General features: G+C 74.4%; 9 protein-coding genes. 5 read left to right on the top strand and 4 right to left on the bottom strand.

The window, feature by feature from the left end:
• Positions 1 to 87: 87 nt before the first annotated feature.
• Positions 88 to 2,031 (bottom strand): potassium channel family protein, encoded by a 1,944-nt coding sequence (locus DEJ46_RS35530; protein WP_150275051.1) that lies wholly within the window; start codon positions 2,029 to 2,031, stop codon positions 88 to 90.
• 400 nt (positions 2,032 to 2,431) lie between these two features.
• Between DEJ46_RS35530 and DEJ46_RS35525 the strand changes: the two genes are divergently transcribed.
• On the top strand, positions 2,432 to 3,697 hold the full coding sequence (locus DEJ46_RS35525) for a D-alanyl-D-alanine carboxypeptidase family protein (protein ID WP_150273020.1): 1,266 nt from the start codon (positions 2,432 to 2,434) through the stop codon (positions 3,695 to 3,697).
• Between the two features lie 261 nt (positions 3,698 to 3,958).
• Here the strand turns inward: DEJ46_RS35525 and DEJ46_RS35520 are convergent, their stop codons facing one another.
• Both DEJ46_RS35520 and DEJ46_RS35515 read right to left on the bottom strand, forming a co-directional pair.
• Entirely contained in the window at positions 3,959 to 6,364 is a 2,406-nt protein-coding gene (locus tag DEJ46_RS35520; RefSeq protein ID WP_150273018.1) for an ATP-binding cassette domain-containing protein, read from the bottom strand.
• 150 nt (positions 6,365 to 6,514) lie between these two features.
• Positions 6,515 to 6,757, bottom strand: coding sequence for a DUF5133 domain-containing protein (locus DEJ46_RS35515; protein ID WP_150273017.1), 243 nt, complete (start codon positions 6,755 to 6,757; stop codon positions 6,515 to 6,517).
• Positions 6,758 to 6,896: 139 nt separating this feature from the next.
• Between DEJ46_RS35515 and DEJ46_RS35510 the strand changes: the two genes are divergently transcribed.
• Positions 6,897 to 7,934 carry an NAD-dependent epimerase/dehydratase family protein gene (locus DEJ46_RS35510; RefSeq protein WP_150273015.1) on the top strand — a complete coding sequence of 346 codons (1,038 nt, stop codon included), beginning with the start codon at positions 6,897 to 6,899 and terminating at the stop codon, positions 7,932 to 7,934.
• 37 nt (positions 7,935 to 7,971) lie between these two features.
• Here the strand turns inward: DEJ46_RS35510 and DEJ46_RS35505 are convergent, their stop codons facing one another.
• Positions 7,972 to 8,832, bottom strand: a complete 861-nt coding sequence (locus tag DEJ46_RS35505) for a glutathione S-transferase C-terminal domain-containing protein (protein ID WP_150273013.1) — start codon at positions 8,830 to 8,832, stop codon at positions 7,972 to 7,974.
• Positions 8,833 to 9,310: 478 nt separating this feature from the next.
• Between DEJ46_RS35505 and DEJ46_RS35500 the strand changes: the two genes are divergently transcribed.
• The 3 genes from DEJ46_RS35500 to DEJ46_RS35490 all read left to right on the top strand — a co-directional run bounded on the left by DEJ46_RS35500 (position 9,311) and on the right by DEJ46_RS35490 (position 12,317).
• Positions 9,311 to 9,766 carry an RrF2 family transcriptional regulator gene (locus DEJ46_RS35500; RefSeq protein WP_150273012.1) on the top strand — a complete coding sequence of 152 codons (456 nt, stop codon included), beginning with the start codon at positions 9,311 to 9,313 and terminating at the stop codon, positions 9,764 to 9,766.
• A gap of 192 nt (positions 9,767 to 9,958) precedes the next feature.
• On the top strand, positions 9,959 to 11,287 hold the full coding sequence (locus tag DEJ46_RS35495; RefSeq protein ID WP_150273010.1) for an acyl-CoA dehydrogenase: 1,329 nt from the start codon (positions 9,959 to 9,961) through the stop codon (positions 11,285 to 11,287).
• Positions 11,288 to 11,444: 157 nt separating this feature from the next.
• Positions 11,445 to 12,317 (top strand): universal stress protein, encoded by an 873-nt coding sequence (locus tag DEJ46_RS35490; protein ID WP_150273008.1) that lies wholly within the window; start codon positions 11,445 to 11,447, stop codon positions 12,315 to 12,317.
• Positions 12,318 to 12,393: the final 76 nt, after the last annotated feature.

Here is a 12,393-nt window from a genome sequence, read left to right as displayed (position 1 = left end):
GGTGCGGCGCTGTGCGGGGTGTTCACGGATGGCACTCCTGACTGCGACGGCGGGCCGGTGCGGCACGCAGGCGGTCAGATCCTACGGTCAACCTCCGGACGGGAGTGAGGAGTTGTCCGGGGTGCGGCCCTCTGTGACGCTGCGGCCCAGGAGTTCCGCCAGGCCGCGGCGGGTCGCCGCCACGATCACCCGGTCGTCCGGGCCCAGGATCCGCTCCGGGGCCAGGCGCCAGTCCTGGGCGGATGCCCCGGCGCCGTACGAGCCGGCCCTCCCGGCAAGGGCGATGACCCGCCAGGCTCCGGGGGTGAAGGCCGCGGCGACCGAGCGGCCGTCCAAGAGCGGGTGGTCGGCGACGTCGACGGCGGCGAAGAGCAGGACGCGCCGCTCGACGGGTACGGCACCGAGGACCTGGCGGCCCATCATGGCCCCGGCGAAGGCGGGCGCGGCGAGGTGGGAGACGCTGCGGCTCCGGGTGAGGGCCTCGGGGTGGGCGGTGCGCAGGGTGCGGTAGACGGCGGTGGCGAAGTCGTCGTCGTACAGGCGGAGCACGACCCGCAGGTCGGGGGCGACGGAGCGGGCGGAGAGCGCGGCCTCCAGGTTGGTGATGTCGACGCTGGTCAGGGCGAGGAGGGCGTGGGCCCGGTGGACGCGGGCGGCCTCCAGGACGCCCTCCTCCGTGACGTCGCCGATGACGGTGGGGACGCGCAGCCGGCGGGCCAGGGCGATGCCGCGCGCCTCCGGGTCGGACTCGACGCACACGACGGGGATCCCCATCCGGCGGAGCCGGCCGAGAACGCGGGTGCCGACCTTGCCCAGGCCGAGGAGGACGACGTGGCCGTGGAGCCCGCGGGGCGGCCGGCGCAGGGTGGTCGCCGTGCGGAAGGTGCCGAGGCCTTCGAGGAGGGCGGCGACGATCACCGGGAGCAGGAGCAGTCCGACGAACCCGGCGAGGATCTGGAGGACCTGACGGCCGGTCGGCTCGCCGATCGCCGGGTCGCCGATGGCGAAGATGTCGAGGAGCGTCAGATAGGCGGCGTGCAGGGGGTGGTCGCCGGTGGTGAAGGTCGAGGCGAGGGCCAGGGCGAGGACGGCGGCGGCGGCTCCGGCGAGGGACCACCGCAGGCGGCGGGAGAAGAGCGAGCCGACGGGCAGTCCGGAGCCTCCGAAGCGGCTCGCCGGGACGGTCGGGGCGGCCGGGGTGACCGCTTCGAGCGTCACGGCGGCCCGGCCGGTCGCCGCGGCCACCGTACGGTCGTCGGGCAGGAGGCGCGGGCCGTCGTCGCCGCTGCGCTCGGAACCCTCGCAGCCCGCCGGGTCGCCCGCCGTGGCGGAGAGCAGCGCGAGCGTGCACCGGCCGGGATCGGGGGCCTGGCCCGCGGGCGGTGTCCGCTCGACGGCGTGCAGCAGGAGTCCGCCCGCCTGGACGACCTTGCTGGTGCCGGCGACGGCCGCCGCGGCGAGTCCGGGGGCCGCGGTGTCGGCGTCGGAGAGGACGGTGGTGGCGGCGTCGAGCTTCTCGGGGTCGAGGCCGGGCTCGGCGACGGCCGCGGCCTGGTCGAGGAGGTTCTCGAGGTGCTGGCCGAGCTTGCGGTTGTAGAGCCGGATGACCAGGCGCAGCCGGGGGTTGAGCCGGCGGGCGGTCAGCGCGGCCCTGATGTTGGTCTCGTCGTCGTCGTGGACGAGCGCGAGCGCGGCGGCGCGCTCGACTCCGGCGTCCACGAGGGCCCGGTCGTCGGCCTCCGCGGCTTCGACGATCCGCAGCGTGCCGGCCGGCTCGCCGCCGGCCGCTTCGCCTCCGGACGCTCCGGTGGCCGCCGCTCCGGTCGCGGCTCCGGTCGCCGAGGTGGTGCGGGTGACGGCGGCGGTGACGCGGCCGAAGAGGGCGAGCGCCCGGCCGCCCGTGCGGGCGGCGGCGGGGGTGGGCGGGGCGTCGGGCCGTGCGGGCACGAGGAGCGTGACCCGCTCTCCGTACACCCCGTGCAGTTCGCCCGCGAGGCGGTGGGCGAGGGCATCGTCCCCGCAGACGATCATGTGTCCGGCGGGGGCGGTACGGGGCTGCCGCTCGGTCCGGAACGAGGGCGCGCCGAAGGGGCCGCCGAGAGCCCCGCCGGCCGGGCCTCCCGGAGCGCGCGCGGGACCGGGCACCGGCCTTGCGGGCGCGCCGGTGGGAGGCGAACCTGCGGGAGGCGCTCCGGCGGGCGGGGCGGTCCCGGGAGGGGCGCCGGCGTCGGCGGCCGGAACGGCGTTGTTCTGGTTCGGGTGTGAGGGCACGTCACCAGGATGCCCTGTGGCACCGACAGCAGCCGTGGGAGCCGGTGCGGCTCCGCCCTCCCCCGGGCGGGCGCACGGCGTGCGGCCGTACGCCGGAACCTCTACGCCGGTCGGCGCACTCCGATCTGCGCGGGCCACCCCTCCTTCCTACGGTGGCTGAATGATCGTCACGTCAGCTGTCCGTCATGCTGCCGCCGGAACCGCGGCGCTGCTGTTCGTGCTGCCCGCTCCGGCGGCCACGGCCTCCCCCGCTCCTCCCCGCTCCCCGGGCTCCTCCCTCGGAGAGCCGACGCCGCCCACGCCGAGGTTCGTCGACCCCGCGCGGCTCGACCGGAAGGGCACGCAGGTGCAGCGGCTGCCGGGGGCGCCCTCCGTCCCGGAGGTGTCCGCGCTCTCGTGGGTGGTGGCGGACGCGTCCTCGGGCGAGGTCCTCGCCGCGCGGAACGCCCACCGCAAGCTGCCGCCGGCCAGCACCCTCAAGGCGCTCTTCGCCCTCACCGCGCTCCCCCGCAACCACCCCTCCGAGCAGCACACCGTGGCCGATTCCGAGCTGACCGGGATCGGGGCGGGCAGCAGCCTCGTCGGGATCAAGGAGGGGTACACGTACAAGGTGTCGGACCTGTGGAACGGGGTCTTCCTCAGTTCGGGGAACGACGCCGTGCACGTCCTCGCCGCGATGAACGGCGGCTGGAAGTCGATGTCCCGGCAGATGCAGGCGAAGGCCCGCTCCCTCGGCGCCCACGACACCCACGTGGTCTCCCCCGACGGGTACGACGCTCCGGGGCAGGTGTCCTCCGCGTACGACCTCGCGGTCTTCGGGCGGGCCGGGCTGCAGGATCCCGCCTTCACGCGGTACTGCTCCACACCGTACGCGGACTTCCCGGCGGGTTCCTGGTCGTACGGCATCGCCAACACCAACCGGCTCCTCACGGGCGCGGACGGCGTGGCCCGCTATCCGGGGCTCATCGGCATCAAGAACGGCTACACCACGAACGCGGGCAACACCCTGATCTCCGCCGCGCGCCGGGACGGCCGGACGCTGGTCGTCTCGGTGATGAACCCGCAGGGCGGCGGCGGGCTCACCGTCTACGAGGAGGCGCGCTCCCTGCTCGACTGGGGCTTCGAGGCCGCGGGGCGGGTGCAGCCGGTGGGCTCGCTGCTGCCGGAGCGGACGAAGGCCGCCACCGATGCGGGCACCCGGGCCGTGGCGGCGGCGCGTGCCGGCGGCCGTAAGGACGAGGACGTCCCCGTCGCGGCCGCCGGGGCGCCGCGCGCCGGAGCGGAGGCGGCGGTGGCCGCGCCCCGCGAGGGCTCCGCGGACGAGGACGGACCGTCGGCCGGGCTGCCGCTGACGCTGGTGGGCTCGGCCTGCGCGGCGGCGCTCGCGCTGTGGGCCTTGCGGCGCAGGGCGGCCCACCGGGCCTGACGACGGCGTCGGACCGGAGACCGCAGACCGCGGGGCACGGGGGACGGGGAACGGGGGACGGGGAACGGGGGTCAGGAACCGCCGGTCGTGCGGCGCCACTGGAGACATCGGACGGTCGTGTCGGCGACCGTCCGGTGGGCGCCGCACGGTCCGGCTGCCGGAGGGGTGCCCGATTGATCCGCCGGGCACCCCCTGGGGGTGTCCTGCCCGATCGGGCCGGACTCGCGGCCTGATCGACAGCACACCCCCTGAGCTGTGAGGTCAGGCCCCCACGTAGGCCGCGAGGTGCTCGCCGGTGAGGGTCGAGCGGTCGGCGACCAGCTTCGCGGGCGTGCCCTCGAAGACGATCGTGCCGCCGTCGTGGCCGGCGCCCGGGCCGAGGTCGATGATCCAGTCGGCGTGGGCCATGACCGCCTGGTGGTGCTCGACGACGATGACCGACTTCCCGGAGTCGACGAGCCGGTCGAGCAGGCCGAGGAGCTGCTCGACGTCGGCGAGGTGGAGGCCGGTGGTCGGCTCGTCGAGGACGTAGATCCCGCCCTTGTCGCCCATGTGCGTGGCCAGCTTGAGCCGTTGCCGCTCGCCGCCGGAAAGCGTGGTGAGCGGCTGCCCGAGGCTGAGGTAGCCGAGGCCGACGTCGGCGAGCCGGTCGAGGATCTTGTGCGCGGCCGGTGTGTGCGCCTCGCCTTCGCCGAAGAACTCCTCGGCCTCGGTCACCGACATCGCGAGCACCTCGCTGATGTCCTTGCCGCCGAGGTGGTACTCGAGGACCGAGGCCTGGAACCGCTTGCCCTCGCAGTCCTCGCAGGTCGTCGCGACCCCGGCCATCATCGCCAGGTCGGTGTAGATGACTCCCGCGCCGTTGCAGGTCGGGCAGGCCCCCTCGGAGTTGGCGCTGAAGAGCGCCGGCTTCACGCCGTTGGCCTTGGCGAAGGCCTTGCGGATCGGTTCGAGCAGCCCGGTGTACGTGGCCGGGTTGCTGCGGCGCGAGCCGCGGATGGCGCCCTGGTCGACGGAGACGACTTCCGCGCCGGGCGGGATCGAGCCGTGCACGAGCGAACTCTTGCCGGAGCCGGCGACTCCGGTGACGACCGCGAGGACGCCGAGCGGGATGTCGACGTCGACGTCGCGGAGGTTGTGCGCCGACGCGCCGCGGATCTCCAGGGTGCCCGTGGGCGTCCGTACGGTGTCCTTGACGGAGGACCGGTCGTCGAGGTGCCGCCCGGTGATGGTGTCACCGGCCCGCAGCGCCTCGACGGTGCCCTCGAAGCAGACCGTGCCGCCGCCCGTACCGGCGCCCGGGCCGAGGTCGACGACGTGGTCGGCGATCGCGATCGTCTCCGGCTTGTGCTCCACGACGAGCACCGTGTTGCCCTTGTCGCGCAGCCGGAGCAGCAGGTCGTTCATCCGCTGGATGTCGTGGGGGTGCAGGCCGATGGTGGGCTCGTCGAAGACGTACGTGACGTCGGTCAGCGAGGAGCCGAGGTGGCGGATCATCTTGACGCGCTGCGCCTCGCCGCCCGAGAGCGTGCCCGCGGGCCGGTCGAGCGAGAGGTAGCCGAGGCCGATCTCGACGAACGAGTCGAGGGTGTCCCGCAGGGCGGTGAGCAGCGGCGCGACCGAGGGCTCATCGAGGCCGCGGACCCACTCGGCCAGGTCGCTGATCTGCATGGCGCAGGCGTCGGCGATGCTGACCTTCTTGATCTTCGATGCCCGGGCCCCTTCGCTGAGCCGGGTGCCGTCGCACTCGGGGCAGGTGGTGAAGGTGACCGCCCGGTCGACGAAGGCCCGGATGTGCGGCTGCATGCCCTCCTTGTCCTTGGCCAGGAAGGACTTCTGGATCCGCGGGACCAGACCCTCGTAGGTCATGTTGATGCCCGCGATCTTCATCCGCGTGGGCTCGTGGTGGAGGAAGGCGTGCAGTTCCTTCTTGGTGTACTTGCGGATCGGCTTGTCCGGGTCGACGAGGCCAGACTCGCTGTAGAGCCGGTAGTTCCAGCCGCCCGTGGTGTAGCCGGGGATCGTGAGGGCGCCGTCGGCGAGCGACTTGGAGTCGTCGTAGAGCTGGGTGAGGTCGATGTCGGAGACGGAGCCCCGGCCCTCGCAGCGCGTACACATGCCGCCGGTGCGCTCGTAGGTGGCCTTGACGGCCTTCTTGCCGCCGCGCTCGACGGTGATCGCGCCGCTCGCCCTGACGGAGGGGACGTTGAAGGCGTAGGCGCTGGGCGGGCCGATGTGGGGCTTGCCGAGGCGGCTGAAGAGGATGCGCAGCATCGCGTTGGCGTCGGTGGCGGTGCCGACGGTGGAGCGGGGGTCGGCGCCCATCCGCTGCTGGTCGACGATGATCGCGGTGGTGAGCCCTTCGAGGACGTCGACCTCCGGCCGCGCGAGGCTCGGCATGAAGCCCTGGACGAAGGCGCTGTACGTCTCGTTGATCAGGCGCTGGGACTCCGCCGCGATCGTGTCGAAGACGAGGGAGCTCTTGCCCGATCCCGAGACGCCCGTGAAGACCGTGAGCCGGCGCTTCGGGATCTCGATGCTGATGTCCTTGAGGTTGTTCTCGCGGGCTCCGAGCACTCGGATCGTGTCGTGGCTGTCGGCGGCGTGCGGCGCGACCGCCCGCTTGCCCGTCCTCTGGTCTCCCGTCCTCGGGGCAGCCTGGCTCATCGTTTCTCCTCTGTCGGACGGGCCGAATCATGATCATCGCGATCATTGCACCGCTTCGTCCCCGGCGCCCGGGAAACCGCGATGTCCACGACGGCCACGCTAGCCGGGGCCCGACGGCCATGCTTCTCGATTCCTGACCGGACCCGCAGGTCAGCTCCCCGCCAGGCCCTCCAGGGCCTCCCTGGGCGCGGGCCCGCCCTGGGCGACGTACCGCTCGGCGGCGCGGACCGCCTCGTGCGCGGTCCGCTCTCCCATCAGGACGCAGAGGGTGTACGCCGTGTCCTCGAAGCGCCGGCGGACCGACAGGTCGCACGGCCTGGCGAGCACGGACCGCTCCTGGGTGCGGTAGTGGCGGAGCAGCCGGTCGACCGTGTTCGCGTCGGGCAGCAGCATCGGGTTACTCCTGTCTCATGGCTCCCGAGTCGCTCCATCCTGCCGTTCCTCGGCCACGCCCGCGACCCGCACGGGCACGGTGCGTGACGGGGCGTGTCCCGGAGTGCGGTTCCGCCGTCCATGGCGGAGGGTCGGAGACATGAACCCGAGCGCGCAACAGCGGGTGGTCGTCACCGGCGCCACCGGCAACGTCGGCACGAGCCTGGTGCGGGCACTGGCCCGCGAACCGCGGGTCGGCTCCGTCCTCGGCCTCGCCCGCCGCAGGCCGGGCCTGGAGCTGCCCGGGGTGGAGTGGGCCGAGGTCGACCTCTCCCTTGAGGGGGACGAGCCCCGGCTCGCGCAGTACGTGGCGGACGCGGACGCGGTCGTGCACCTGGCCTGGCGCTTCGGCCCGACGCACGATCCGGTGGAGACCTGGCGGACCAACGTCCTCGGCGCGGTGCGCGTCTTCGACGCGGTCGCGGCGGCGCGGGTGCCGGTCCTCGTGCACGCCTCCTCGGTGGGCGCGTACTCCCCCGGCCCGAAGGGAGGCGCGCCGGTGTCCGAGGCCTGGCCGACGCACGGCTGGCCCGGCGCCGCGTACACCCGGGAGAAGGCCTACCTGGAACGGGTCCTCGACACCTTCGAGCGCGACCATCCGCTGACCCGGGTGGTCCGGATGCGCCCCGCCTTCCTCCTCAAGGAGGAGTCGGCGAGCGGGCAGCGGCGGATCTTCGCGGGCCGGTTCTTCCCCGGTCAGCTGATGCGGCCGGAACTGCTGCCGCTGCTACCGGAGTTCGAAGGGCTCCGCTTCCAGGTCCTGCACACCGAGGACGCCGCCGACGCCTATCGGAGGGCGATCCTCCGGGACGTCCGCGGCGCGTTCAACCTCGCCGCCGACCCGGTGCTCGACGCCGGCAACCTCGGCCGGCTGCTGAAGGCCCGGCCCGTGAAGGTCCCCGCCGGGGCGGTACGCGGCGCGCTGTCGGCGGCCTGGAACCTGCGGCTCGCCCCGGCCTCCCCCGGGCTCTTCGATGCGCTGCGGCACATGCCCCTGCTGTCCACCGAGCGGGCCCGGCGGGAGCTGGAGTGGGAGCCGTCGGCGAGCTCGCTGGAGGCCGTGGAGGCCTTCCTCCGCGGGGTCCGCGCGGGCACGGGCGACGACACGGCTCCCCTGGCGGGCCACCGCATCGGCTGAGAGGGCTGGGACCGGCGCCGGTCCGAGGAGGCTGTCGTCAGCCCGAGGCGCCCGACCAGTCGACGATCCTGATCCCGGCGCCGGCGGCCTCGTGGCCGCGACAGTGGGCGCGGTGCCGGCTCAGTACGGCGTCGATGTCGAGGTGGCGGGCGAACTCGGGGCGGGCGGCGAGGCGTTGGGCGTAGGCCCAGAGGGCGGGGTGGCCGGCGACGCGGTCCATCGCGGCGGCGTCGAGATGCCAGCGGTGGACGGTGTCGAGCTGGACGAGGGTGACCCAGACCTGCACGTCGGCGGCGGTCGGGCGGTCGCCGAGGACGTACGGGCGACCGGTGAGGCGCCGCTCCAGGGAGCCGAGCGCCGCGAAGAGCACACCGAGCGGGTCGTGGTGGGCGGCGTCGCCGTCGAGGCCGAGTTCGCCGGCGCGCTGGGCGGCCCTGTTGATGCTCCGCTCGCACAGGTCGGCCATGGCCTCGATCTCGCCCCGGTGCTCCTCCGGCAGCAGGTCGGGGCCGTCCCCCCGGAAGCGCAGGGCGAGGTCCCGCAGGATGTCGGGCACATGGGTGCTGACGATCCGCCCGGTCCATCCGTCGCTCAGGACGGGCGCGGCGGCCGGCCCCGCGTACAGGTGGGCGCTCGCCTCGTACAGCGGGCGGAGCGCGGCGTAGCCGCCGTCGGGCGTGTCGGAAGTTGCGGGGAGCACGGTCAGCGGGAGCGTGTCGTCGAGGCCGAGCAGGCCGTGGGTGAGGGCGATGCTCAGACAGCCGGGGCCGGAGGGCGCCAGATGGAGGCGGTAGCAGTGCGGGACGGCATAGTGGCCGCTGCGCACGTCGCGGCCGATCCGGCCCCGGAAGGCGGGCACGGCGGAGACGGGCAGGAGCGAGGACGGGACGACGGACATGCTTCTCCCTGGAGGGTGCTCGGTGCTGGGTCGGGGCGGTGCGCGACGGCGACGGCGACAACGGCGAGGTCGTGGTGTCACGACGGCGTCGGCGCTGCCACGCAGGGCCCTGAGGCAGCAGAGGAACGGGAAGGAGGAGGCGGACGGACCCGGATGGCGGGCGGACCGAGGAGCGGTGTGTGGGGCCGGGCCGACAGGATCAGCGGCCGCGGCGGACGCCTCGGCGGGTACGGCGACTACGCGGCGCTGCAGACCCGCAGCAGGTCGATGTGCCGCCGCGAGGTGAGGGGCACGGAGCGCGGGAGGGGCGCGGCGTGTGCGGTGTCCCGCCGGCCGGTGCGTCCCATGTTTCCCTACCCGTTCGCTCGGATTCCCCCTTTCACGAGTCTCCGACCGGTCACCCGCGACGTCAAGGGTGCGGGACGCGCCGCCTCCGGGGCGCACGTATCGGGCCGGGGGCGTACGGAATAATGCGCGCATGCGCATTTCAGCCAGAGCCGACTACGCGGTGCGGGCCGCCCTCCAGCTCGCCGCAGCCCAGGACGCGGGGCCGCTGAAGGCCGAGGCGATCGCCGAAGTCCAGGGGATCTCGCACAAGTTCCTGGAGGGCATCCTCGGCGACATGCGCAAGGGCGGGCTCGTCCAGAGCCAGCGCGGCGGCAACGGCGGGTACTGGCTGGCGAGGCCGGCCGAGTCGATCTCGGTCGCGGACGTCATCCGCTGCGTGGAGGGCCCCCTGGTCTCCGTACGCGGGGAGCGGCCGCCGGACCTCGCGTACACAGGGCCCGCCGAGTCGCTGCTCCCGCTGTGGATCGCGCTGCGCGCCAGCGTGCGCGAGGTGCTCGGGGTCTCACTCGCGGAGGTCGCGGCGGCCGAGCTGCCGACGGGGATCACCGCGCTCGCGGACGATCCGGAGGCCTGGACCAACCCCTGAGCGGGTGTCTGAAAATCTCCTATCCGGCCGGTTCTCGCGGTGCAGAACTCCGCACGACCTGCAACGACATGACGGCGTCTCATCGGTCAAGACGCTCGTGTCCAGCTCTCGGACGCCTCTTGGGTGCACGCGACCGCCTCTGCCACTATCCCTAGTGATTCAGTGGGAATACGAGGGAGCGGGTGAGGTGACGTGAGTACACCGAGGAAATCGGTCAGGAGAACCGCGATACGCATCGTCCCTTCACCGGCCGACCGGCCCGCGGACGACGAGATCTGGCCCCGCGTCACCCGCGAGCTCGCCGACGACCTCGCGGTCGACGCGCCCGCGCGGGACCGGGCCGGCAAGGCCCCCTTCGACGAGGTCGCCCGGCTCCAGGAGGCCGGACTGCCCGCCCTCCTCACGGCGCCCGGGGCGAACCGGCGGGGTGCGGACTGGCGGGCCGCGTCCGCGGTCGTCCGCGAGATCTCCGCCGCCGACAGCTCGGTCGGCGAACTCCTCGCCCACCACTACGTCCTGTCCTGGAGCAGCCGCTTCTTCGGCCCGGCCGAGGACCCGGAACCCGCCCGCACCGGCGCCGGCCCCACCACCCTCGACGTCCGGACGGCCGAGGAGCACTGGCTGCTCGCCGGGGGCGTCGAGCCGCCGCGCACCGAGAAGGACCCCGGCCTGCGGCTCACGCCCGACGCGGGCGGCTGGATCCTCGACGGGCGCCGCACGTTCGCCTCCGGTGTCGCCGTGGCCGACCGGCTGGTCGTCGGCGCACGGCCCGGCGGGACCGGGGACTGGCTGATCGCCCTGGTGGACCCGGCGCATCCCGGCGTGTTCACCGACGCCGGCACGGACCGGGTCGGGCAACGGCTCTCCGGCGCGGGCACCGTCACGTTCGACCACGTCCCGGTCCCGGCCGGCGACGTCCTCGGTGTGCTCCCCCACGACGAACACGCCGTCACCTCCTTCGCCGGCCTCGCCCCGCTCGCCCTGCGGCTGCTCCTCGTCCAGGTCGCGCTCGGCATCGCCGAGGGGGCGCTCGCCGAGGCCAGGGACATCAGCCGCGCCGGGCAGGTCGGACCGGCCCCGGGGCACCCGGCGGACGGCGGGCCGTCCACCGCCGGCACGGAGCTGGGAACGGGCGACGACCCCTACCTGCTCCTGGCCTACGGCGAGCTGGCCACGACCGCGCACGCCGCCTCGGCGGTGGTCGAGCGGGCGACGGACGCCCTGGCGCGCGGCCTCCTCGCCGGACGCACGCTGAGCCCCGAGGAGCGCGCCGACATCGCCGTCCTGGTCTCCGCCGCCGAGACGATCACCAGCCGGGCCGCCGTCCGGGTCACGACCCGCGTCCTCGAACTCGTCGACGGAGCCGAGGGCGCCGACGCCCGGTCAGGGGGGCCGGGATTCGACCGCTTCTGGCGCAACGCCCGTGCGCTCACCGCCCACACGCAGCCGGCGCACCGGCTCCGCGACATCGGCGACCACTACCTCAACGGCACGCACGCGCGGCTCACCCTGCCGGCCTGACGGCACGGGACGGCACCGGACGGCACCGCAGAAGGGACGGACGGCACGGCATGTCGGGACGTCCGTCCCTCTCCTCCGGCTGCCGATGGGCCCAAGCTGGAGGGAGGAGGGCCCGGCCACCCGGCGGGCCCGGCACGCTAGCCACGGAGGCATTCCGATGAGTCGTGAGATCGTCGCAGGAGTGGACGGTTCCCCGGAGAGTCTCGCCGCGGCCGACTGGGCCGCCCGCGAGGCCCTGCACCGGGGACTCCCGCTGCGGCTCGCCCACGCCTGGCGCTGGGAACCCCTCGACACCCCTCTCGTCCAGGACCCGGCGGGGCAGGAGCGGGCCGCCGAGGAGGTCCTGCGCGAGGCCGAGGCGACGGTCGCGCGAAACCACCCGGACGTCACCCTCACGGCCGAGGTGCTCCACGACACCCCGGTCGCGGCACTGCTCGGCACCGAACAGCGGGCCGAGATGCTCGTCATCGGCAGCCGCGGCCACGGCGCCGTCGCGGGCTTCCTGCTCGGCTCGTACGGGCAGCAGATCATCGCCGCCGCCGGCCGGCCCGTGGTGGCCGTCAGGTCCCGCGACGGCCAGCCCGCCGAACCGCCGGTCGGCGACGTCCTCGTCGGCCAGCTCGGCAGTCCCGAGGACAGTGCCGCGGCACTCGGCTTCGCCTTCGCGACCGCCGCCGCGCGCGGGGCGTCGGTGCGGGCCGTCCGCGCCTGGAACCTGCCGCCCCTCTACGCGTACAGCCCGTCGTCGATGCGGCTCGCCGACGAGGCCGGCGGTCTCGTCCCGTACGAGGAGAAGGCGCTGCGCGAGGCCCTGGCGCCCTGGCGGGAACGGTTCCCCGAGGTGCCGGTGTCGGAACACGTCGAACTGGGCAGCGCGGGGCAGGTGCTGCTCTCCGCCTCGGGGGCCGCGCAGCTTCTGGTGGTCGGCCGGCGGGCCAAGCGCGGCGCCATCGGCCCGCGCATCGGCTCCGTGGCCCACGCGGCGCTCCATCTCGCGCCCTGCCCGGTGGCGGTGATCCCGCAGGGCTGAAAGCCTCGGACGTGCATTGACACGTCGAGTTGACGAGGAGTGTCGGGGCGTCCGGGGCCGGAAAGTGTTACCGCTG

Origin of the sequence: Streptomyces venezuelae (genome assembly GCF_008642375.1) — a bacterium.
In the GTDB taxonomy this organism is placed as follows: Bacteria; Actinomycetota; Actinomycetes; order Streptomycetales; family Streptomycetaceae; genus Streptomyces; species Streptomyces venezuelae_G.
The sequence above is the reverse complement of the archived record's forward strand: the minus strand, read 5'-3'. Positions and strand labels throughout refer to the sequence as shown.